The organism is Bacteroides ndongoniae, assembly GCF_900108345.1.
In the GTDB taxonomy this organism is placed as follows: domain Bacteria; phylum Bacteroidota; class Bacteroidia; order Bacteroidales; family Bacteroidaceae; genus Bacteroides; species Bacteroides ndongoniae.
The window spans coordinates 25,066-49,595 of record NZ_FNVV01000007.1 but is presented as its reverse complement, the minus strand read 5'-3'; the positions used below and the strand labels follow the sequence as shown (position 1 = coordinate 49,595).

Genomic DNA, 24,530 nt, shown 5'->3' with positions numbered 1-24,530 from the left:
AAATAGTGCTGATATACAAATCCTTTTGGGTGGTCAATTCCTGAGGTGCTTCGAATTTCGAGGGGAGATTGGCGGTGCGGACGGGCCGGTATGTTACGGTTTGCAGGCGCCGATTGCACAGAACGACGCGGAAGTCCGGGAAGAGCTTCCACGACGATCCATGTAATCGGCGCCTGTGTGGAGGGCATATACCGAACCCTGCCCACCCCTGTGCAGATGTTTGGGCTGCAGAGCAGGGTTGGGCAGGGGAGGGGCGTTATTCGATGATGGGTACGTCGATGTTTTCGTTGTCTTCCTTCCAGTCTTCCATCGTGAAGTCGCCGGATACGTCGCCTGTGAAGATGTCGCCTACCGTCAGGTTCAGGGTCAGCTTGGTGTTAGCTACAAGCGGCGATTTCAGTATCTGCTTGAAACGTTTCACCGTACCGTTCTTTAGCTTGATGCTCATCTGAAACTCCGGATTGCCGTACGAGGGGAACAACATGACCGTTCCGTTGGTCATTTCGGTACCGTCAACCGACCGCACCAGTGGGAAAGCTACCGTACATGCGTCGCCTTGAGGCTGTCCCGTATAAAAGTCCAGTTCGCGGGCAATGCCGGTGATGCCTATCACAACGCTCTCTATGTTGGACGAAAGTGTAGAGCCTTCCTGGTTCTTGACGCTGACTTTGATTCCGGCAACTACACGTTGCAAGGATGCTACGAGTTCGTCTGTTCCTATATTGACATTCTGCACGGCGTGTACAAGGTCGTATACGGGGTAGTACGTCGTATCGTTGCTCATCTTCAACAGGCTGAAAGCTTGTTGCGACAGGTCTCCGCCGATGCTGTACGAAGGCTCTCTGACTGCCGGATTCGAATAGATGGGCTCTTCGTATTTGGGAGTTCCCCAATATATCATATTGTAGTCACCCATAGGCAACAGGAGTTCACGGTTGCTGGACGATTCGTAAAATTCGCCGTCCTTTACCATATAGTATCCGTAGAAAGGAGTCAGTCGGTGGTTTACGTAGTTGCCAAAATAGATCGAGCTTTTTGGTTGGCATGGCATGACGGTCAGTACACCGGTGAACGGACTTTCGCCACTGGCTGTCGATACTCTCATGTGCAGTGCGGGTGTTGCCAGTTGAAGGTCTTCCTGAGGGATGGATGTTTCGTCGTCCGAGCAACTGGTTGCTAATGCGGCAACCAGTGCGAGTAATGCTAATTTTTTCATTTCTTGTTAAGTTTTTAGGTTGTTCTTACATAGAAACGTTTGTGCTGTGGAATAGTTCTGGGTTTAGGAAAAAATATTTTTGATCCATGTTTTGCTTTGTCCCCATTTCCTACCTGTGGTAATGAAATGCCTGTTGAGAATAGAAGAATAGTCCAAACGATGCAATAATAGTCCAAATAATCATCCTAAGTGTTAATATACTGACGATTATGTTATCCATTTAGAGGATTCTTCTATGGTGGTAACAGTGAAATGCGTACATTTGCGGTGTTCAAACACAGATTATTTAATGTTCATATTATGAAATTACAAATCCGACTTTTTTTCTGTGGCGTCGCCCTGTTGGGACTGGCGTCGTGTGGAGACTCCTATGTAAAGCCCGATGCGCCAATAAAGGAAGTTTCTTTTACTCAGGTCCATTTGGATGATGGGTTCTGGGCACCCCGTATCGAGACGAACCGTACGGTCTCCATTCCTTCAGCTTTCAGAGAATGTGAGAAGAATGGGCGTTTCGACAATTTTGCCATTGCCGGCGGACTGAAAAATGGAGAGCACCGGGGTGACTTTTCGTTCGACGATACCGACCCTTATAAGGTGATTGAGGGAGCCTCTTATTCGCTGGCTGTCAAGTACAACCAGGCGTTGGACGCCTATCTGGATAGTGTCATCTCCCTGATAGCTGCTGCCCAGGAGCCGGACGGCTATCTGACTACGTGTGTCACCAACCGTTGCTACCGCCTCTCCGGCTGGTGGGGAAAACAACGCTGGGAGAAGATCAACAGCCATGAGTTGTATAACAGCGGCCACTTGTACGAGGCTGCCGTAGCCCATTATCAGGCAACCGGCAAGCGGACGCTGCTCGACGTGGCTATCCGGAATGCCGACCTCGTCTGCCAGGTGTTCGGACCCGGCGAAGGACAGATTCATCGTCCGAGCGGCCATCCCATCATCGAAATGGCGCTGGCGAAACTCTATAAGGTGACAGGCAACGAGAAATACCTGCAGACAGCCCGTTACTTTGTCGAAGAAACCGGATGGGGCACCGACGGACATCCGCTGAGCGAATACAGCCAGGACCACAAGCCTATTCTGCAGCAGGATGAAATCGTGGGACATGCCGTGCGGGCCGGTTACCTGTATTCCGGCGTGGCCGATGTGGCGGCACTGACGCAGGATACGGCTTATTTCAATGCCTTGTGCCGCATCTGGGACAACATGGCCAGCAAGAAACTCTACATAACGGGTGGTATCGGTTCGCGTGCGCAGGGCGAAGGTTTCGGTCCCAACTACGAACTGAACAACCATACGGCCTATTGCGAGACGTGTGCCTCCATCGCCAACGTCTTCTGGAACTACCGCATGTTCCTGGCCACGGGCGATGCCAAGTATGCCGACGTGCTGGAGCGTGCCTTGTACAACGGAGTCATCTCGGGCGTGTCGCTGAGTGGCGACAAGTTCTTCTACGACAATCCGCTCGAGTCGATGGGGCAGCACGAACGTCAGCGGTGGTTCGGGTGCGCCTGCTGTCCGGGCAACATTACCCGCTTTATGGCCAGCGTGCCTTTATACATGTATGCTACGCAGGCCAACGACATCTACGTCAACCTGTACATTCAGAGTAAGGCTCGGCTGACGACCGAAGCCAATCAGGTGACCTTGGAGCAGACCACCGCCTATCCCTGGGAGGGCAAGGTGACACTGACCGTCACACCCGAAACGGAGCAGGAGTTTGCACTGCGCCTCCGCATACCGGGCTGGGCACAGGATTCACCGGTTCCTACCGACCTGTATGCGTTTACCGGCAAGGTCGGGGCATATAGCGTCTCGGTCAACGGCAAGAAAGTTCATGCCCGCCTGTACGACGGCTACGCCACCATTCACCGCCGCTGGAAGGCAGGCGACGTGGTCGAGGTTGACCTGCCGATGGACGTGCGCCGCGTCAAAGCCAATGACAAGGTGGAAGACGACCGTGGCAAACTGGCGATTGAACGGGGTCCCATTGTATTCTGTTTGGAGGGAAAGGACCAGCCTGACGGCCATGTATTCAATAAGTTTATCCCCGACGGCACACCGATGACGGCCTCTTACGATGCCGACCTGCTGAACGGAGTCGTTGTACTGACCGGTACCGCCAAGGAAGTGGAAAAGGATGGCACCGTGAAAGATGTCGCCTTCAAGGCTATTCCTTACTCTACCTGGAACAACCGCGGAGCCGATCAGATGGCGGTATGGATTCCTGCTTCGGCCGGGTATGCCCGTCCTACCCCCGAGCCGACCATTGCCAGCAAGGCACGTACGCTGATGATTCAGGCACCCATTCAGAAGGATGCTCCCGAGTCGGCCTCGGTTGAGGCTTGGGCATGGGGAGTCAACGACCAGTGGGAACCCAAGCGCTCGTCGGACACGTCGAAACCCTATCATTACTGGTGGCTGAAGAACGGTACGCTGGAAACCCTGGCTTACGAGTTTGACCAGCCTTACACGGTGTCGCATGTCGATGTCTATTGGTTGGATTTCGACCACTATGACGGCAACTTCCGGGTGCCCGAAAGCTGGAAGTTATATTATAAAGACGGCAAAAACTGGAAAGAAGTAGAAGCTCTCTCACCTTATACCGTAGATAAGGATCGATATAACGGATTGGATTTCAAACCGGTCAGAACGACTGGACTGAAGCTCGCCGCCCAGTTGCAGAAAGGTGCATCGGGTGGAGTGATAGAGTGGAAAGTGGAATAACAGGTTTATGGTTCTCTCTTCAGGCGCAGGAAGCTGTATGGGCTTTTTGCGCCTGACTTTTTTATATATCTGCATCTGCCTCTTGTGTATGAAAAAGAATATCTGTACATTTGTTGTAGGCATGGCGCAGTTTGCGTTATCAGCCTTTGGCTTATTGTAGCGGCCGGCTGGTTGTCGAGACGGTGGAAGATGGCTGTCGGGCTGGCGCCGCTGATAGATTATGTATAGAAAATCCGGTCAGGGACAGGCTTGAAAGGTCGGTTCGTGTGCCGGTCCGAAGAGATATGAATTCTTTATTACTACTGAAACGCCCCTTTGTTTGGTTGCGCCGTTTCCGTCATCGTCGCGGTTATGGAGTGCATTCGCCGTTTGCCTTCGATTTTATTACACGGGTGGTTTACGAACATACGCCATATTATCAATATAAAGAACTTTCGGCGGAGCAGAGACGCCTTGCTTCTGAAAAAGGACATAGTTGGGCATGCCGGGAGTCGCAGAAGGTGAAACGTCTGTTGTTTCGTTTGGTCAATCGGGCACAACCGACGTTTAGCGTCAATGTAGGGCCGGATTCGGCAGCCGAACTATATATGAAGGCAGCTAAAAAGGATACCGGTTATCTGCATGCTTCCCAGCTGGACGAGCTTTTTCTGGAACGTGGTGTTCCTGTCGATTTCCTTTATCTGCACGATTATCGTCAGCCGTCGTTGGTGCGCGCAGTCTTCGATGTGTGTGCCGACCGTGTGACGGAGCGTTCGGTTTTTGTCATTGAAGGTGTCGGCTATTCGCCGGCAATGCGGCAGCTTTGGCACGATATGCGGTGCGATGCCCGGGCAGGAATTACGTTCGACCTTTACGACTTGGGGGTTATCTTTTTTGACAAGTCGAAAATTAAGCAAGATTATATTGTGAACTTTTAAGCAGAAAGCCTGTTTTTATCAATTAGCAAATTCTAAACAATCAGCAGTTATGAAAGTGTATACTAAAACCGGAGATAAGGGGACAACTTCCCTGGTGGGTGGCACCCGTGTACCCAAAACACATGATCGCCTGGAGGCCTATGGTACGGTAGATGAGTTGAATTCCTTTTTGGGGTTACTTATTACTTATGTGGCAGACGGACAGGATGTTGCCTTTTTGCAGCGCGTGCAGAATTGCCTGTTCGTTGTCGGCTCTTATTTGGCTACCGATCAGGCAAAAATGTCATTGAAGTCTGCCAGTGTTGTCACTCCTGTCATGGTTGCGGAGATGGAAAACGAGATTGACCGTTTGGACGCTCTTTTGCCTCCGTTGTCAGCTTTTGTTCTGCCAGGAGGAAGCCGTGGCGCTGCTCTTTGTCACGTGTGCCGTACCGTCTGCCGACGTGCCGAACGCCGTATTCTGACTCTGTCGGCCGAGGTAGAAATAGCTCCGGAATTGTTAGCTTATATGAACCGATTGTCCGATTATTTGTTCGTTCTGTCCCGAAAGATTAACCTGGATGCGAAAAAAGACGAAATATTTTGGAATAATAGTTGTAAGTGACATAAATTGTTATACATTTGCCGAAAAATAGAAGTAGAACTTAATATTCACAATATTCACGATTTAAATACTTAGGAATTATGTATTGGACATTGGAATTGGCATCCAAACTGGAGGATGCTCCTTGGCCGGCAACTAAGGACGAATTGATAGACTATGCCATGCGTTCGGGGGCTCCGCTTGAGGTGATTGAGAATCTGCAGGAGATGGAAGATGAAGGCGAGATTTATGAAAGTATAGAAGATATTTGGCCCGATTACCCCAGTAAAGAAGATTTCTTCTTCAACGAAGAGGAGTATTGATCTAAGTCGCATAAATGAAACATCTACATACCGGCGGGACAGGCAACGATGAGTTGTTTGCCCCGCCGGTGTTTGTTTAGGAGTTGCCGGTGTTGTCTTTATAGCGACTTGATATTTAGAATAAGACTCGTTGGTTAAATGAATTTACATAATGAACACTCGGATAATAGGTGAAAGCTACCGTATGTACTAAATCTGTTGAAAAGAGAAAAGATTCAGTTTTCCAGCCTTTATTCTTTATGTTTATGCTAACTACTTGTATAATAGTGAATTCCTGTGAAACGTCATGTTCCGTAGTTCACATGTACGATTTTTGCCCCTGATGAGGCATGAAAGTATGTTTCACAACAACGTGCTTATTACCTGAATATTATGATGAAACTTCACCGGCGAATATTTGAAAATATGAGTTTTTGAGTCGTTTTGCATGAATACGCAGTCTTCTTTAGGAGAGACAGTAGAATGCTTTCTATTAATTTGACTGTTTGATAAGGCGTGAAGCAAGAGAACGGTGTTTCAATTACTACGTTGTAGGACACTTGTACGGTTCGCGAGCCGTACAAGTGTCCCATAAATGGAATGCAAGTGTCGCTCGCGAGCCGTGCAAGTGTTTCAGAATTGGATGGTCTTCTTCTGTAGACAACAGGTGGGAAAGTAGAACTTTTTCCTGTGTGAAGCCTGTTATTACGCTACAAAATCATATATTTGTATATTCTTTAAACCGATGACGAAAATGGAAGTAACGACACGACGTTTGCCCGAGTTGAAGCAACGGCAATTGCCGGCAACTTGCCGGGAAGAAGTTCAGGCTTTGCTGAAGGAAGTTTACGGATACGAGCAGTTCCGCAATCTGGAGATATACGATGACTTGTTCAGTGGGAAAGAGAAACTGGAAATCTCGCAAGGACAGCTGATAGAGAATGTCATCCTCGAAGCAGAAAAGGCACAACAGGGCGACGCGTCTGTAGAGAATATTTTGCTGACAGCACCTACGGGTTCGGGTAAATCGTTGCTGTTCCAGTTACCTGCCATTTATTTGGGACGTCAGTACGGGTTGCTTACCATTGTCGTGTCGCCGCTGAAGGCATTGATTGTCGATCAGGTGGAAAGTCTGCAGGAGTTAGGTTACACGCGGGTGGCTTATGCTTCGTCCGATCTGTCGCCCGAACAGAAAGCCGAGGTCTACCGTCTGGTGCGTGAGGGGGAGATTGACTTGTTCTATCTCTCGCCCGAGTTGTTATTGTCGTACGACATCAAGCACTTTATCGGCGGACGCCGCATAGGCATGGTGGTGGTCGACGAGGCGCATACGGTGACTACTTGGGGTAAGGAGTTCCGTGTGGACTATTGGTTCCTGGGGCGTTATCTGAATGGTTTGAAGCAGAGTCTCGGATACGGCTTCCCGCTGTTTGCGCTGACGGCTACTGCCGTGTGGAATCCGGTAGGAAGAAACGACATGGTGTTCGAGACCATCCGTTCGTTGCAGATGGAACCTTGTGTGCTGTATGTAGGTACGGTGAAGCGTCGCAACATCGGTTTCGATATCCGTCAGATGACGATCGAGGAAGGCGAAACTTACGACAAGGCCAAACAGCGTGTTGTTTCCGGTCGGATCGAAGATTATCTGGACGGGCATAAGACTTTGCTTTACTATCCTTTTGCCGGCGGCATCGACATGCGCTTGAAGAGTTGGGTGCGTTCGTGTGACTGGCACCTGGTGGCATCGTACTACGGTAAAAAAGAGAAAGAACAGAAAGCCACCATCGTGCAGGAGTTCAAGGAAGGTACCAAGAAACTGATTGTGGCCACTAAGGCCTTTGGTATGGGAGTTGACATCAGCGATATCGATCGTGTGTACCACGTTGCCCCCTCCAGTACGTTTGTCGATTATATTCAGGAGATCGGTCGTACCGCGCGCGATGCCGATGTGCAAGGCATTGCAGCAACCGATTTTCATGAACGCGACTTCTACTACATGAAGCGCCTGCATCAGTTGGGGAACATTGCTCAGGAACAGCTGGTACTTATCTTGCGTAAGCTGATGGAGGTTTATCGCATGAAAGGCGAGAAGCAGGAAGTGATGATTTCTTTGTCCGATTTTGAGTTCGTAGTGAAGGTGCCGCGTACGAAAAACAAGTTGGAGTACGAGTCCGAATTGGGACAGCTCATCAAGACGGCATTGTTGTGGCTCGAAGACGACCTCTCTGCCCGCTTCGGGCATAATCTGCTGGACGTAAGTCCGCAAAACCTGCTGACCGAAGGCTATGTGCAGGACAAAATGGGCGATGCTTTTGCGTGCGAATTCCACGATTATCTGACTCCGGTCGAAGGCGAGTCCGATGTCTATCGGGTACGGCTGAACGACTTGTGGGAAGAACGTTTCCCGGAGTTGGGATATAAAGAGTTCAAACAGCAATTGGGCAACGGTACGTTGTGGGAAGGTTCGCGTGCTGTGGCAGTAGGCAGGCACGATGTATTGCTGAAGGAAGATGCAGCCGAGATACGTTGTCGGCTCGATGCCTTGTTTGACAGCCTGAAGACACTGCTGACCGATAAGTTGCGCAAGACGAAAGGACGCTTTGATGAAGAAGAACTCCGTGCTGTCTTTGCCGAGCACGATATGGATGTCCGCTCGGCCAAACGCTTTATCGGTTCGCTGCTGGAGTCGCGTACCGAGGAAGGGCGCAGCGTCAGCTACATCAGCAGTGTGAAGAAGAAAGAATCCAACGAACTTTCGTTCACGGTGACCAAGGGCTTCGACCTGCTGCTGTCCCGTTATCAGAAGCTGTTTGTGCAGCGCATCACGGGATGCAAGGGCGATAAGCTGGTGTTCTACACTACTCCTTTCTCCGACCTGAACATGCTGCTGAACTTGCTTTCCATGCTGAACTGTCTGTCGTTCAGTGTCGAAGGTGGTGGAACTCCTTGCGTACAGATTCGTTTTAACGATCCTGAAACCTTGTTACAACTGGTGTCGACGGACGACTACCGTAACCTGATTTTGGATAATAACGAACTGATTTTCGAAGAACAGATAGAATTGTTTACCCTCTTCTTTGGTACGGAAGCACTGACCGATGCGCAGCGTTGGGACTTTATTGAAGATTACTTTACTGGTGCCACTGTTGAGGAGCTAAGGCAGAAGTACGCACTTTAAACATTGGTGTGCTGTTCTTTCGGCATGTTGCATTTCTGAAAGGCGAGCCGTTCATCTCCGTTCATCAGATAGATGATGCCGCAATAGGTAAATCCGTGTTTGGTCAGGATGTGCTGCAGAATACTGTTGTCGCGGTGGGTATCTGCCCGCAGGTTCGGTATCTGACGGTAGCACCAGTCCAGGCAGGCGGCGGCTACTCCGTGACTTGCTTCTGTGCTTGCCAGTCGGTGGATAGTGGCATAAGGCTGTACGTTGTCTATCCAAGCTCCTTCGTAGATGCGGGCATACGTCGGGTCTTTGCCCGGGATGAAGGAGAATGTACCGATGATTTCCTGCGCATCGTCGAGGCAGACATAGCTATGTCCGTTTTCGATGTCGCGGCGTACGAGTTCTTCATTGGGATATCCGCTGGTCCATTGCTTCATGTTGCCGCTTTTCCGCATGATGCGTTTAGCCTGTTCGAAGATAGGCATCAGTTTGCTTATTTCTTCGGGTCTGGTTTGTTTGATGGTTATCATATTGTACATACTATTTTCGGGCTGCAAAATTATTCTATTATTTTGTTTTGGCGAATATTTTGCAACCCGAAATGCAATTAACGAAACATCCCGTTGATGATGCGTCATTCGTTCGGATACGGAATCAGTTCACCGGACGAACGGTACGCCGGACGTTGGGCATCCCGTTCCTTCAGGTAACGGGTCAGTTCGTCGGCCAGTTCCTTTATTTTTTCGGGCATGCTGTCTGCCAGATCATTCTGTTCGCCGATATCTTCTTTCACATTGTAAAGGCGGCATTGGCGGCTCTCCCAGGTATAAATCAGATGATAGTCACCTTTCAGGATTGAGGAATAGGCACCGTAGCTCTCTTCTTTGTTCTGCGTTTCGCCCCACAGGTTGGGGAAGTGCCACACGATGGGACGTTCGTACCGCCTTGCCGGATGTTTCAGTACCTCTGCAAAGCTTGTTCCGTCAATAGTCTGTAAAGTGCGATATTGTTTTACGCCGGCCATTTCCAGTATGGTAGGGAAGAAGTCTTCTATCATGACGCGCTGGTCGTTCTGTGTGTTGCCTTGGGTTACTCCGGGCCAATAGACCATCATCGGTTCGCGTACGCCGCCCATGAAGGCCGAACCTTTGCCGGCACGTGCCGGATAGTTCTGGTCGCGGTTGGCACGTCCTTGGCGCACGTTGTTCAGTCCTTGTCCTCCGTTGTCGGACATGAACAGCAGGATGGTGTTTTTGCCTACTTCCGGATTCTGTTCCAGATAGTCGAGGATGTCGCCCAGGCTTTTGTCCATGCCTTCTACAAGCGCAGCATAGCGGACTTCGTTCTCGTTGAGTGTATCGTTCAGCTGTTCGTCGAACTGACCCCGGTAGTTGGGGGTAAAGCGTTTATCTTCGTCGTAGGGCGAATGGACGGCATAGTGCGACATGTAAAGGTAGAACGGTTTGTTCATTTCAACCGACTTTTTCATGGCGTTCAGGGCTTCTCGTGTCAGGGCTTCGGTCAGGAATATGTCTTGGCCGTAATATTTCTCTAAACCGTATACGGCAAATTTGCTGCCTTGACCGAAGTTTTTTGTTCCCAGATAACTGCCGGGTGCTCCATTAGGACCGCCGGCAATGTTTACGTCAAAACCCATGGTTGCCGGATCTGCTCCGGGAGTAGTGCGTGCACCGAAGTGGGCTTTCCCGCAGTGTATGGTATAATATCCGTTATCTTTCAGAACTTGTGGCAGGGAAGTGATAGGGGTAGAATTGTTGATCTTACCGGCTGTACTGTCCGGCTGTATACCATTGTAGTTCCATTGTGGCAGGCTGATGACGCTACTCTTGGCATCGGTCTGTTGGTTCAGCTCCAGTGTCCAGTTGGTCACTCTGTGTCGGGAGGCATTCATGCCTGACATCAGACTGCATCGTGTAGGCGAAGAAATGGCACATGCGTAAGCCTCGGTAAAGCGGACACCCAGTTGTGCAAGCCGTTCCATGTTTGGAGTGCGGAAACGTTGATTCAGGTTGCTCCGTTCGTTGTTGTAGAAAGGCACGGAGGTGTCTTGCCAACCCATGTCGTCTACCAGAAACATGATGATGTTGGGTTGAGTAGTGTTTTGAGCTGTTGAAGCGAGTGTCGCAAGCAGGAGACACGGTGCTGTGAATAGTCTTTTCATAGATGCTTCAGAATTCTTCTTTATATTTTAGTTTTAAACAATAAGCTGTCAGCGGAAACTTTTCAAAGATACGATTAAAATGTAGGTAATTGGCTGTTTATAAATATGTCTTATGCCATAATTTAGCTTCTTTAACAAGACTCTTTCCAGTCGTTCGCAAACAATTTGCTATTTTTAAATTTTAAATCAGTTTATTCCATTTATATGAAAAGTCAATCGTCTCTTCTTCTAGGCTCACTGCTGTTGTGCAGTGCAAGTCTTTTTGCGCAAAAAGAGCAGCGCCCGAACATTGTATTCATTTTGTGCGATGATATGGGTTACGGCGATTTGGCCTGTTATGGTCAGCCCTATATCAGTACTCCCCACATCGATCGTATGGCAGCCGAAGGAATGCGGTTTACGCAGGCTTATGCCGGTAGTCCGGTCAGTGCTCCGTCGCGGGCAACGCTGATGACCGGACAACATTCAGGACATTGTCTGGTACGGGGCAATAAGGAGTATTGGCCTGAGACTCCGGTTGTGATGTATGGTGAAAATAAAGACTACAGTGTAGTAGGACAGATGCCTTATGACCCGCAGCACATTATTTTGCCTGAAATTATGAAGAAGAACGGTTATACGACTGGCATGTTCGGAAAATGGGCAGGCGGTTACGAAGGGTCGGTATCTACACCCGACAAGCGAGGCATTGATGAATACTATGGTTATATTTGTCAGTTCCAGGCTCACTTGTACTATCCTAACTTCCTGAACCGTTACAGCAAGGCTTTGGGCGATACGGCAGTGGTACGCGAAGTGATGGAAGAGAATATTCAGTATCCTATGTTCGGACGTGATTATTACAAACGTTCGCAATACTCTGCCGACATTATTCATCGCAAAGCTTTGGAGTGGCTCGACAGACAGGACGGCAAGCAACCTTTCATGGGAATTTTTACCTATACACTGCCCCATGCCGAATTGGTGCAGCCCGACGACTCTATTCTCCAAGGATATAAAAAGGAGTTCTTTGTGGACAAAACTTGGGGTGGGCAAGAAGGAAGCCGTTACAATGCCACGATACATACACATGCTCAGTTTGCAGCTATGATTACACGGTTGGATGCTTATGTAGGTGAAATAATGGACAAGCTGAAGGAAAAAGGACTTGACGAGAATACCATTGTGGTGTTTACCAGCGATAACGGTCCTCACGAAGAAGGAGGTGCCGATCCTGTGTTTTTCGGCCGAGACGGTAAGTTGCGTGGATTGAAACGTCAGTGCTACGAAGGTGGTATTCGTATTCCTTTTATAGTACGTTGGCCGGGGAAGGTGGAAGCTGGTGCTGTGTGCGACCATCAACTGGCTTTTTACGATGTGATTCCAACCTTCTGTGAACTGATTGGTGACAAGAAATTCCCCAAAAAGTATTTGAACAAGAAGTTGGAAAGTGATTGTTTCGACGGCATTTCGTTTGCCCCTGTGCTGACGGGAAACGATGAGGCGCAACAGAAGCATGATTTCCTGTATTGGGAATTCCACGAAACCGACCAGATAGGCGTACGTATGGATGACTGGAAGCTGGTAGTGAAAAAAGGAATTCCTCATTTATATAACCTCGCTACCGACATTCACGAGGACAACGATGTGGCGGCACAGCACCCTGACATTGTCCGTCGGATGAAAGACATCATTCGTACCGAGCATAGACCTAGCGCCGACTTCAAGATTACGTTGCCGTCGTTCGATTGACGTTCATAAGAAACTTTTATATTTACTTTTTAGCAGTGTCAATGAAAAAATGTGGCAGTTGTTCCCTTCAGAAACATAATTTCTGTTTTGGAGGAAACAACTGCCATCTATATTATTGGATATCTTAGCGGTCTTTTTCAGTGGAAAAACGAACAGGATCATTGTATTGTTCCTGAAGTTCGAGCATATTTGCTTTTAGTTCAGTTACAATAGAAGCGTATTCGTTTTGCCCGTACAAGTTGTTCATTTCGGTTGGGTCGTTTTGTATGTCATAGAGTTCCCAAGCGTCGATGTCGTTATAAAAGTGCATCAGTTTGTAGCGTTCGGTACGGATACCATAATGCCGTTTTACCATATGTTCGGCTGGATATTCGTAGAAGTGATAGTAGAGCGCTTTACGCCAGTCAGCAGGCTTTTCACCTTTAAGCAGAGGGAGTAGGGATACACCCTGAATGTCGTTAGGTATAGGAGCACCTGCCAGTTCAAGGAAGGTAGGGGCATAGTCGATGTTTTGTACCAGTTGTGGAATGTCACCACGTGTTTTGAAATCGGCTGGTAGGTGCATGATAAGCGGTGTGCGCATAGACTCCTCGTACATAAAACGTTTGTCGAACCATCCGTGTTCGCCCATGTAGAAGCCCTGGTCAGAAGTATAGACTACCAGGGTATTATCGAGCAGACCGTTTGCTTCCAGATAATCAAGTACACGGCCAACATTATCATCAAGCGATTTTACGACTTTGGCGTAGTCACGCATATAGCGTTGAAATTTCCACTCTGCCAATTCCTTGCCTTGGGGATTCTTGCGGTAAAAGTCTTCAATAATTGGATTGTAGAAATCGTCCCAGGCTTTTCGTTGTGCAGGGTTCATACGACCAAGAAAACTTTCGTAAAGAGCTTTAAGCCGACTGTCTTTTCCTTCTTTCAGCATTTTAAGATCGTATATCAGATCCATATCTTTGGCAATACTCATCTCCTGAGATGCTGCTGCAAGACGATTTTCATAATTATCGTAAAAGTTGTTGGGCAATGGGAATTCTTTGTCTTCGTAAAGATGTAGATTACATGTATCGGCCATCCAGTTGCGGTGGATAGCTTTGTGGTGAATCAGAAGGCAGAAAGGCTTTTCTTTATCGCGTTTGTTCTCCATCCAGTCGATGGCATCATCTGTGATGATGTTGGTGATGTAACCTTCCTTTTGGATCGTATCATTATTTTGAGTGATAAAATTGGGATTGTAGTAATCGCCTTGTCCGGGTACTACTTCCCAATAGTCAAATCCAGAAGGAAGGCTTTCCAAATGCCATTTGCCTACGACGGCTGTCTGATAGCCGGCTTTCTGGAGTAGCTTGGGGAAAGTTTGCTGAGCACTGTCGAAAACACAAGTCGTATTATCATAGAATTTGTTGGCACAAGAATGTTTGCCGGTGAGCATACAAGCACGGCTGGGGCCACTGAGCGAGTTGGCAACAAAACTGTTGGTGAAACGAACGCCGTCGCGAGCAATGCGATCGAGGTTGGGAGTTTCGATGTTGCGTATATCGTAGCAACTCATCATCTGAGCTGTGTGGTCATCGGTCATGATATAGACAATGTTGTAGGGTTTAGATGCCTTGTCGGATTGCTGGCATGCTGAAAGTAAGGATGCTACAGTGGCTATTCCGAAAAGCGGGTAGAGAGAATGATTCATAATATGCATTAATTTATAATTGTTACAAGATGATAGTTTCAGTAGATTGACTGTTGCTACGTTCTTATTTATTGATACTGCTGATGCGTAATTTGTAGGAGTACTTTTGCTGTTGAATACGATACACGGGTAAAGTGTCCACATCTTTTCCGCAACTTGCATTGCCTACACCCCGTACGGCTGCATCAAGGTGGAGGAGTATGTACGGGCGTTTTTGCAGTTCCCACATATGGTCGCAGTTCATCAAATCTTCGTCTGTGTAGCGCAAAGCTGAAAACGATACGTTTCCTTCGGTTTCTATTTTGATGCCTGCACCGGATTTATTGCGAAGAAGCAGTTCTCGTAGTCCTTCACGATTACCCATGGATTGTGGTTTGACATATTTTTCTTCCATTTGTTCTACAGTGGTACTGTAGCGTCCTACTGTGCATCCGTCTTTACGGTCGTTGTAGTTCTCCCAAGGACCGTAGGCGTAATAATCGACTGTATTTAGAGATGAGTCGATGGCACATATTAGTCCACATCTTCTCAATTCGCTTGTCTGGGGTGTTAGTTCTACGTCCATACCGATGGTTCCATCAGGCTGTAAGGTATAGACAATTTGAGTTTGGCATAAATTGCCTTCTCGGGTAGTCCTTACAATTATAGAATTTCCTTTTTTCTCTAAGGTGCATGTCCCTGCCGGTTCAAGTCCATTGGAGGTATCTGTAAATTTATCATTTTCTATCCAACGGTGATTATCGTATACAAAGCCTTGGCTATGACTGATGACAGACTGTCCGTTTAAGATGAGTGTCTTCATCTGTCCGCTTTGTTTATCGAAGGAAGCTTCGATATGTGCATTTTTTATAATGAACATAGCTGGAGTTTCTTCTACTTTCAGGGTGTTCTTCCGACTGCTTTTGACTGAAAGCTGCGGCAAGGCACAACGTTTCAAAAGTTCGTATTGCTGTTGTGCAACTGTATGTCCGGCTTTGGCCCAAGTGGAAGCATCTTTGGTGCATACAGCCAGATTAAGCATTACTTCTTTTCCTGCTTTTTGTGCCTGACTGAGATTAATTCCCTGCAGTTTTATATTTATGGCAAGTGAGTCATCGGGCATGACATGGCCGGGTAACAGGCTGTCTGTTGCCGAAATGTAACCATCTTCCAGTATTTCCCAATGAAGATAGAATCCATCAAGAGGCAAGAAATCATACGTGTTCTTTAGTAGGATTTTGACTTCATTTTTGTTTATCTCTGTTCCTAAATGTGTGAAGTGTACATATTGGTATACAGCTTTTACTTCTTTCAGCTTGGGCGATTCGTCACGTGTGGCAGGAACTATACCGTTCGAACAGAAGTTACCTTGATGCGGTCCTGGAAAATCATAGCCGGTATGCAGTCGGTAAATGCCTTTTTTCATTTCATTGGGTTCATATATGGCTTGGTCTACCCAGTCCCATATAGCACCACCTATGGTGGATGTACTGTTTTCTATACTGTTCCAGTATTCTTTCAGATTACCTATGGCATTTCCCATAGCGTGGGCATATTCGCAAATGAACATAGGTTTACTGAATGAATTGACGTAGGTATCCATCCATTTCATGCCTGGATACATTTTAGAATAAAGATCACTGAAACGATTACCGCCATATTCTTTACCATCGCGGGTACCTTCATAGTGTACGGGGCGGTTATCAAGACGTTTGGCAGCATCGTAACATGCCTGGAAGTTACTTCCACCTCCGGCTTCATTACCTAAACTCCAGAAGATTACACTTGGATGATTGCGGTCGCGAAGAATCATACGATCTATACGGTCAACAAAAGCTGGAATCCATGACGGCATGTTGCTGATTGATTGGTTGGCATGATCTTCTAGGTCGGCTTCGTCCATCGTATAGAGGCCGAAGTAATCGAACATGGCATACATCTTGGCTGCATTCGGATAATGAGAAGTACGGATGGTGTTGATGTTGTTTTGTTTCATCAGCAATACATCTTGCAGCATCGATTCCGTAGGTACGGCACGCCCATAGATAGGGTGGGTATCATGGCGGTTTACACCTTTAAAGAAAACGCGTTGTCCGTTGATGTAAACCAATGAGCCTCGTATTTCAATGTCTCTGAATCCGTATTTGGTCGAAAATGCCATCTCTTCTTTGCCTTCCTCGTATTGAACGATGTGTAAGGTGTAAAGATTGGGAGTTTCGGCTGTCCAAAGGCACAGATCTTTCAAGGGAAAGGATATGTGTCTTTCAACTGTTTTTTGATCGGGTGTATATGCAATGTGCAGCGTTTTTTCACTTACTAGACTGCCGTTGGGAGCAATCAGGCTCAGTGTGACGTCTTTCGAGCCTTTTAGTCCGTCTCGGTTGTCCAGCTTTAAGGCTACGGACATATTTCCTTCCTTGTAGTTGGATTGTGCTTCTAATTTAGAAGTTATGTAGTGGTCGCGTATGCTGGCCAGCGGTGTATTGTACAAATATACATCGCGGAAGATACCACTCATCCGGAACATATCTTGGCATTCCAGGTAGGAGCCATCGCTCCAGCGGAATACCTGTACGGCAAGACGATTTTCTCCTGTCCGCAGGTATTGTGTCAGATCAAATTCGGTTACATTATTTGCTCCTTGCGTATAGCCTACATATTTGCCATTCAAGTAGACAAAGGCTGCGCTATAGATACCGCCAAAGTGGATAAATGTCCGTTGTTTTTCCCATCCTTCAGGCAGATTGAAGAAACGTACGTAGGAGCCAACCGGATTGATACCATAATTTTTCCCTCCATCATTAAAACCTTTGCGGGCATCAATATAAGGAGGAATATTGGCATGAGGGTATTCTACATTGGCATAGATGGGGCGGTCGTATCCTTGCATTTCCCAATTGGACGGCACAGGGATTGTATCCCAGTCTGAAATATCGTAATCTTCTTTGTAGAAGTCCTGCGGCCGTTGCGATGGCTCAGAAACGAGGTGGAAAGCCCATTTACCGTTTAATGAATAAAAATACGAACTTCTGGGGGTGGTCCATGGGGTCTGATAGAAGTCTATATCGGCTTTCATTTCAGCGGTAGAAGCGTACGGTAAGTAGGTGGCATGTCCGGCTTCTTTGTTTTCTTCGAAACAAGTTTCGTCTTCCCAATAAGTTTTGCTACGTTGCGACAAATCGGGACCAGCGTTTTCAGGCATTGCCATTTTACTTATCTTAATTGAAAAAAAAGTTTCGGGGGCGTTTCCAAACTTACGTTTGTCCACCAATTGCAATTTTCCTTCACTGCTATAGAATAGAATCAGATCGGGACTGTTAGTCGGGAAAATCTGTAAAAACTTATTTTTCGGTCGAATAGTCCATAACTGTGATTCATCGGAACCGTTGTTCTCCGTTATTTCCAATGAATTGTCTGTACGGGCACAGATAGCTTTATTATCAAAAGGATTGATAAAACGAAAACTGCTGGACAGATTGCTGATTGTCCACTGCTGCATTTTATCATCGGCATTCTGCTTGATCAGGATGACTTTTGAGTTTCCTTGTTTGTAACCCAATGCTTTTTGGGTGTCCTCGGCTGGTATCACATTATAGAGTTTGTTTTTGGCAAAACCTACTTGTGCATAGATAGCTGTGGTGAATGCACATACAAAGAAGCATATAAAACTTATAAATATTTTTTTCATGGTATTTTTTAGTTTTCTATTCTATAGACAGAGCATTATTTCGTATCAGAGTCGGACAATGTCACTCCGATTTCTTCTATTTCCACAACAGCTGGAGTATCGTCAGGAGAAGTTGCCTCTAACCTGATGAAACGAGCTGTTTCCTCTTGTCCGAACAGTACGGTTTGCGGCAATGGATTGTGCATGATATTGCTGAACTCGCCATTTAGAGGTATCTCTTTCCAGATTTGTCCATCCAAACTGACTGAGAACTTATATCGATAGGCCATTGTTGCTTTGGCTTGCTCGTTCAAGGGCGCGTATGTGAAACCTTTCAAAGATACAACTTTTCCTAAATCTATAATTAAAGGTTGACTGGAAAGTTTTTTCCAAGATGTACGTGGCAGATTATTCCAGTTAGAAGAGACTTGTTCTTCGTTTATAGGAGCTGCATAATAGGCTGCTACGTTGATGATGCGTGCTTCTAATCGTGAACTTTTTATATGAAGTCTTAATGCATCAGCCGTTATCTCAGGGAAGCGGATCATTCGCTTGTAGCCTATAGTCGTTCCTTGACCTATCTGTTTCCATTCTCCATCTACAAGCGCTTCTATATTGAATTCTTCTATTCGTTGGCCATGTGATATGTCTTCTTGCAAAAGAACAACGTTGATTTTTGAACCTGTTCTTAAGTTGTATGTACATTTTTCACCAGATTTCGCTATCCATAACTTTTCCCCGTTTTCTACGGCATTGTTTGCAAAAGTCTGTTGTCGATAAGCTGCAAACTCCTTTAAGCGAGCAATGTCGGCTTCGTGTATCAAGCCTCGTCTGTCGGGAGGTATGTTGAGTAGTAATACAGAATTGTAGCCGACAGATTGGAAATAAATGTCGGTAAGATGTTTCAAACTTTTTACTTGACTGTTTTCCTTCTCATGCCAAAACCAACCCGGACGGATTGATACATCGACTTCGGACGGATACCAGAAAAGTTCGGTTGCATTTTTCAGTATTTCTCTACTGCCAAGATCTTGGGCTTTATTGTAGACTCCCAATCGTTTGTTATTGGCCTCTGAGCGGGCGTAAATTCCTGGGGTCAATACTGTTGCACTCCATTCAGTTTCACGTCCTATGCCTTTTTCGTTGCCTACCCAACGAACATCATCTCCCATGATTGCCATAACAGCTTTGGGCTGTAAGCGTTGGATGGTTTTGTAAAAGGCTTCCCAGTCATAAATTTGTTTTTTCCCATTAGGACCTTCACCGTTGGCTCCGTCAAACCAGACCTCATGTATTTCACCGTAGTTGGTTAGCAATTCAGTCAGTTGTTCTATAAAAAACTGGTTATAACGAGGCGAATCACCGTAGCATTCTGCATTTCGGTCCCATGGTGAAAGATAAACCCCAAATTTCATATTATATTTTGTACAGGCATCTCGTAATTCTTTTACAACATCGCCTTTGCCACCTCTCCATTTGGAAGAAGCTACAGAGTGCCGGGTTGTTTGAGTAGGCCATAAACAAAAACCGTCATGATGCTTGGCTGTGAGTAATACCATTTTGAATCCCGCTTCTTTTAAGGTGCGTACCCATTGCTCGGCATCCAGTTCAGTAGGATTAAATAAGGTCGGATCTTCTGTTCCGTCCCCCCATTCTCGGTCAGTAAAAGTATTGATGCCAAAATGGAGAAAGGCTGTTAATTCCATTTGCTGCCATTCCAACTGTTGGGGAGAGGGAACAAGGCGGGCAGCCATAGATACTTTTTGTTCCATAGTTGCATCAGTTGGAAAAGCAACATGCTTAATATACAGTGTCGTATCTTGTTGAGTATTTCCTGATAAAGAAAAAATGCTCAATAGAGACGACATTGTAAATGATATAATCTTATTCATAACTTTTGTCTGAATAACTAATTAATAGTGGTGATATTTAGGTTTTAAAATATCTTATTTAATAATTACTTCATCCAAATAGATTCTGGATGCTTGCCCTGGCCGTACATGGTCTGTCGGACAATTACCGGGAGTTTCCAATGTAAATCGTACATAACGTGCTGTAGCATTCTGAACTTCTATTTTAAGTTCCTCAATGAAGTTTCCTTCTTTGAAAATCTCAGTATCGGTATAGTTGCGTTCACCTATCGTTGTAAAAGATTGGTTATCTTCGGAAATCTCAACCTTCATTTTTCTGGGTTTGTGCACGCCCATACCATAATTAGTGATGCAGCCAACAGCGCACTTACTAATTTTTTCAGATTTCAGTAAATCGATTGTAAAGGATATAGGTTTAGACATTTCACCTGTATACCATTCAAAGTCGGTTTGTTTTAGACTGCCATGTACTCCATTCAGTAATATTTCAGCTTCTTTGGGAAGACCTTGCAGCTTTTTTGCTGTAGCTTTATTCCATTGGAGTGGTAAAATAAGCTTTTTACCTTTTTGTTTTCCATTAACGAAAGTAGCAGCCTGCAACAGTACGTTGTCACTGATTAATAAATCTTGGTTATATATAGGAGAGGTTCCTATAGGCTCTGTACCATCTAGAGTGTAACGTATTTCAACGTCAGGACGTTCGCACTCAAGTTTCACTTTCAGTTTGTTGTCTGCTGGCACAACTTTATGTTGTATGTTATACATTGATTTGGCATATATAATTCCTTTAGCATCTAAATGATTCAGATAATTGTCCAATGATTTTAGAAAAGACGGCCAGTCTTTGCTGCCACGTACAGACCAGGCTACTTCGGCAACTGCTGCCAGACGTGGAAAGATTTGATAAGTCACATCTCTGGGGGTTGAACAAAATTCTGTCCACATCGATCCCTGTATACCCATCAATAGATTGGCGTATGACGGATCCCAATTTTCTTGTATAGGTTCATAAGTATATACATCCTTTAGTGTGTTATTTCCGAAGTAGGTCAGTGGTTCGAACCATTGTGGTCCCTGATAACGTATCAGGTAAAGTAATCGAGCCGGAGTCATGACAAAAGGATGCCCTTGGGCTGCAGCTTTCAGAGCAGCATTACCGAATCCTTGCCATCCAAAAATAGTAACTCCTTCGGGTAGTTTACTGTTGGTTAATTCGTCCCAACCCATCACTTTTTTCCCTTTTACTTCTTGTACGTATTTACTGATCCGTTGCATGAAGTAGCCTTGTAGATCTTCTTCATTTTGTAATTGTTCTTTTTTTATCCGGGCCTGGCATAAGGGGCATTCTTTCCAATGCGTCTTCCAGGCTTCGTCCCCCCCGATATGAATATACTGGGATGGGAAAAGAGCGGCTACTTCATCGATAATACCTTGCAAAAACTCAAAAGTCTTATCGTTGCCAGCACAATAAATGATGTCTGCATTACTGCCACCAAGTCCAGGAAGTACTCCGATGAACTTCTTAACTACAGGACAAGCGTATTCTGGATAAGCTGCCAAAGCCGCATTCGAATGTGCAGGCATATCAATTTCCGGGATGATTTCGATTTGTCTTTGCTGAGCATACGCGATGATTTCCTTCATTTGTTCTTGTGTATAATATCCTCCGATAGGGGTTGACTCTTCTGGAGAGGGGTTCCGACGATCTGGAAAAGCAAAGTTTTCTCTGTTTACTCTCCATGCTCCAACTTCTGTAAGTCGGGGATATTTTTTTATTTCGATTCGCCATCCATTGTCATCTGTAAGATGAAAATGAAGCTTATTAAGTTTTAGCAGAGCCATGCAGTCTATTATTTTTAAGACTTCTTCTTTAGGAAGAAAATAACGTGAAACGTCCAGCATCAAGCCTCTATATGAAAACCTTGGACCATCACTGATTTCCATTGCTGGTATAGTCCAATTGGTGTCTTGACGTGCCACGCGATTTTCAATTTGTGCTGGTAAAGTTAGTCTTAATGTTTGTACTGCATAGAAGAAACCGCTGCTATCTGCTGCTTTAATCAATATACCGTTTTTCTTTACTTGTAAACTGTAAGATTCGGGTTTCATTGTTTGCTCTGTTTGGAAGACAATGTCTGCATTACCATTTACAACAATCGAAGGAGCAAAACCGCCAGGTAGTATAAATAAAGATGAAAAATATTCAGCTATAGTTTTTTGCTCATCATTCTCAACTGAAATGACGGTTTTGGGTGTAATTGTGAATGTTTCTTTACCTGTGGTCTGCATGTCAAGCGGCCGGGGCACTAAATTTATATTTTGGGACCAGAGATTGCCCTGTACCGCTATACATGTAATGATGAGAAAGAATATTTTGTAGAATACATTTTTACTCATGGTCATAAAGATTTTAAGGTGAAAAGAATAAAAAAGAGTCAGCTACGTTTTATGGTAAGTCCGCTGACTCTTTTTTGTTATTAGTTTATTTAGATATTCGTCTTAACAAACTTAATTAATGGCTGGCAATCGGGATTTTTAATTATTGGAAAAATAGAAAAATCTTTTGCCAGCCATGTGATATTTGTTTTAGTTCAATTAATAACCGAAATTGTTGTCTGTTATACCAGGATTAGCATCCCTTTCAGAGTCAGGAATAGGTAACAACAGGTTTTTCTTCAAGAAGTCTTCAGTCAAATTACCATCATTATAGATACGATCTGTCCATTTTTGAGCAGCTGCAGTATAATAGGCGTCAGAAGCTTTAGTAAACTCATGGTTGTTGTGATATTCCAAGGCTTTTTTCAGATATTCTGTTCCGCGAATACGAATCATTTCGTACATATCTGGTTCACCAAATAGTTCTATAATACGCTCGAAATATAATTTTTCACGAACTTGTTCTGTGGTTAATGAAGTTGGCCAATCCTTAGGCTCTACCGAAGGAGCTGTTGTTGTGGCAGATCTACGGGCGCGAGCCAATACTTCATTTGCTAGTGAAATAGCTTTGTTCTTGTCGCCCAATTCATTATAAACATCAGCCATTAATAGCAACATTTCGGCATAACGATATACCATCAGATTTTTATGACTAGCTGTACCTTGCTGGTTTTGGTCATACAATTTGGCATGTGCGGGCCAGGCTTGCTGACTACCATTTTCAGCAAATGACTTTTTTAAATTTTTCAAGACCTCTATACGGGCTTTTTCGTATACGTCAGCATCGGCTGGTGCTTCTAGATTTTCTAAGTAAGACAACGATGGGTTAGCCGGATTTTCAAGCTCTTCGTATGGTATACGGGTTACGAATTCCTTCGGTTCTACTCCTTTTCCATTCTTGTAAATAGAGTCGTATACAACTACTTCTTTTCCATTTACTAATTTTTTATCTAATATTATCTTATAACTGATGTAAGGATAGTAATACACTGAGTCGTTGGCTGAAGGCGTGTCGCCTACCTGAGGCTTGGGGTTAGCTTGATTGTTACCACTACGTTCTCTATGTTGTGTTAAAAAGGTAGCTGCAATACGAGGATCTCCAGGATACATGCTCCAATGCATATCGTATGCGGCTTTTGTTGCCCGATAGGTGCTCCAGTTTATGCCTGTGGTAGATGAAGTAGGTGAGAAACGGTTACTGGCACGATTGAAACAGTTTGTTGATGTTACACTGAAATTGATTTGAAAAATCGATTCCTTAGAGTTTGATACCCAATCGCCAAACAGATCTGCAAAATTGTTCTCTAACTGATATACACCACTGTTATAAACAGCATCGAACATGTTTTTTGCGTTGTTCCAGTTTTCTGTTGCATTGATACCCAATACAGCCATCTTGTAATATACTTTGCCCATGAAGGCTTTTACAGCCCAAGAGTTTACACGACCGGCAGTAGAAGTTTCGCTAATGCTTTCAGCATCTTTGAGGTCGTCTATAACATGAGCTAAGACTTCATTGCTAGGAGTACGTCCAATGGTAATACCTTCGGAGGTAGACGCTGTAGTCTTGAAAGGAACATCTCCGAACAGAGATACCAGATTATAGTATGCCAAAGCGCGCAAGAATTTAGCTTCTCCACTGTATTGATTCTTAACTTCGGCAGATAATCCACTGCTTTCCAAATTTACCAGATAAGCATTTACTTCGGAGACTACTTTGTACATTGCATTCCATGTTGTGGAGATCAAACCGTCACTTGATAATGACTGTAAACTTACAATGCCATCGCTACCACTTCTTTGTGACCATCCGAAGCCAGAACCGCTGATAGGGATTTCCTGCCAATGCTGTCCGTATGCTGATGTAGTACTCATATAAGAGTAACAGCCTAATAATGCCAGTTCTGCATTACTTTCATTGGAGAACACAATATTGTTGTTCTGTGTGTACAACGGGTCCTCATCCAAACATGAAGACATGCAACATGCTACTGAAAGAGACAGAATTAAAAATTTTATATTTTTCATATCTTTATTCCTTTGAAGTTTATGGT

General features: G+C 45.4%; 14 protein-coding genes. 6 read left to right on the top strand and 8 right to left on the bottom strand.

Annotated features, from left to right (window positions below):
* Positions 1-256: 256 nt before the first annotated feature.
* Positions 257-1,216 (bottom strand): FimB/Mfa2 family fimbrial subunit, encoded by a 960-nt coding sequence (locus tag BQ5591_RS00185; RefSeq protein WP_071147981.1) that lies wholly within the window; start codon positions 1,214-1,216, stop codon positions 257-259.
* A 300-nt stretch (positions 1,217-1,516) separates the two neighbouring features.
* Here BQ5591_RS00185 and BQ5591_RS00180 point away from each other — a divergent pair, with 300 nt between their 5' ends.
* The 5 genes from BQ5591_RS00180 (at position 1,517) to BQ5591_RS00160 (ending at position 8,932) form a co-directional block, all read left to right on the top strand.
* Positions 1,517-3,952, top strand: coding sequence for a glycoside hydrolase family 127 protein (locus BQ5591_RS00180; RefSeq protein WP_071147980.1), 2,436 nt, complete (start codon positions 1,517-1,519; stop codon positions 3,950-3,952).
* 284 nt (positions 3,953-4,236) lie between these two features.
* A complete protein-coding gene (locus tag BQ5591_RS00175; RefSeq protein WP_071147979.1) occupies positions 4,237-4,869 on the top strand; it encodes a hypothetical protein in 633 nt (210 codons plus the stop codon).
* 49 nt (positions 4,870-4,918) lie between these two features.
* Positions 4,919-5,473, top strand: coding sequence for a cob(I)yrinic acid a,c-diamide adenosyltransferase (locus BQ5591_RS00170; RefSeq protein WP_071147978.1), 555 nt, complete (start codon positions 4,919-4,921; stop codon positions 5,471-5,473).
* Positions 5,474-5,553: 80 nt separating this feature from the next.
* A complete protein-coding gene (locus tag BQ5591_RS00165; protein WP_002558131.1) occupies positions 5,554-5,775 on the top strand; it encodes a DUF2795 domain-containing protein in 222 nt (73 codons plus the stop codon).
* 724 nt (positions 5,776-6,499) lie between these two features.
* Positions 6,500-8,932: a DEAD/DEAH box helicase gene (locus BQ5591_RS00160; RefSeq protein ID WP_071147977.1), complete on the top strand. Its 2,433-nt coding sequence runs from the start codon at positions 6,500-6,502 to the stop codon at positions 8,930-8,932.
* On the opposite strand, the gene BQ5591_RS00155 is transcribed toward BQ5591_RS00160, so the two are convergent.
* Both BQ5591_RS00155 and BQ5591_RS00150 read right to left on the bottom strand, forming a co-directional pair.
* The gene (locus BQ5591_RS00155) at positions 8,929-9,450 is read right to left on the bottom strand and encodes an N-acetyltransferase (RefSeq protein WP_071147989.1); all 522 of its coding nucleotides are present in this window, start codon (positions 9,448-9,450) and stop codon (positions 8,929-8,931) included. The genes BQ5591_RS00160 and BQ5591_RS00155 overlap by 4 nt on opposite strands.
* 104 nt (positions 9,451-9,554) lie before the next feature.
* Positions 9,555-11,102, bottom strand: a complete 1,548-nt coding sequence (locus BQ5591_RS00150; RefSeq protein ID WP_071147976.1) for a sulfatase — start codon at positions 11,100-11,102, stop codon at positions 9,555-9,557.
* Positions 11,103-11,306: 204 nt separating this feature from the next.
* Between BQ5591_RS00150 and BQ5591_RS00145 the strand changes: the two genes are divergently transcribed.
* Positions 11,307-12,833: an arylsulfatase gene (locus BQ5591_RS00145; protein ID WP_071147975.1), complete on the top strand. Its 1,527-nt coding sequence runs from the start codon at positions 11,307-11,309 to the stop codon at positions 12,831-12,833.
* Between the two features lie 124 nt (positions 12,834-12,957).
* Here BQ5591_RS00145 and BQ5591_RS00140 read toward each other — a convergent pair whose 3' ends face one another.
* From BQ5591_RS00140 to BQ5591_RS00120, 5 genes are all read right to left on the bottom strand, one after another.
* Complete coding sequence (locus BQ5591_RS00140) at positions 12,958-14,523, bottom strand: sulfatase family protein (RefSeq protein WP_071147974.1); 1,566 nt, start codon at positions 14,521-14,523, stop codon at positions 12,958-12,960.
* A 64-nt stretch (positions 14,524-14,587) separates the two neighbouring features.
* Complete coding sequence (locus tag BQ5591_RS00135) at positions 14,588-18,190, bottom strand: glycoside hydrolase family 2 TIM barrel-domain containing protein (protein ID WP_083380831.1); 3,603 nt, start codon at positions 18,188-18,190, stop codon at positions 14,588-14,590.
* A 35-nt stretch (positions 18,191-18,225) separates the two neighbouring features.
* Positions 18,226-20,061: an alpha-L-fucosidase gene (locus BQ5591_RS00130; protein WP_113740821.1), complete on the bottom strand. Its 1,836-nt coding sequence runs from the start codon at positions 20,059-20,061 to the stop codon at positions 18,226-18,228.
* 54 nt (positions 20,062-20,115) lie between these two features.
* Complete coding sequence (locus BQ5591_RS00125; RefSeq protein ID WP_071147986.1) at positions 20,116-22,437, bottom strand: glycoside hydrolase family 20 protein; 2,322 nt, start codon at positions 22,435-22,437, stop codon at positions 20,116-20,118.
* 198 nt (positions 22,438-22,635) lie between these two features.
* Complete coding sequence (locus BQ5591_RS00120; protein ID WP_071147973.1) at positions 22,636-24,504, bottom strand: RagB/SusD family nutrient uptake outer membrane protein; 1,869 nt, start codon at positions 24,502-24,504, stop codon at positions 22,636-22,638.
* Positions 24,505-24,530: the final 26 nt, after the last annotated feature.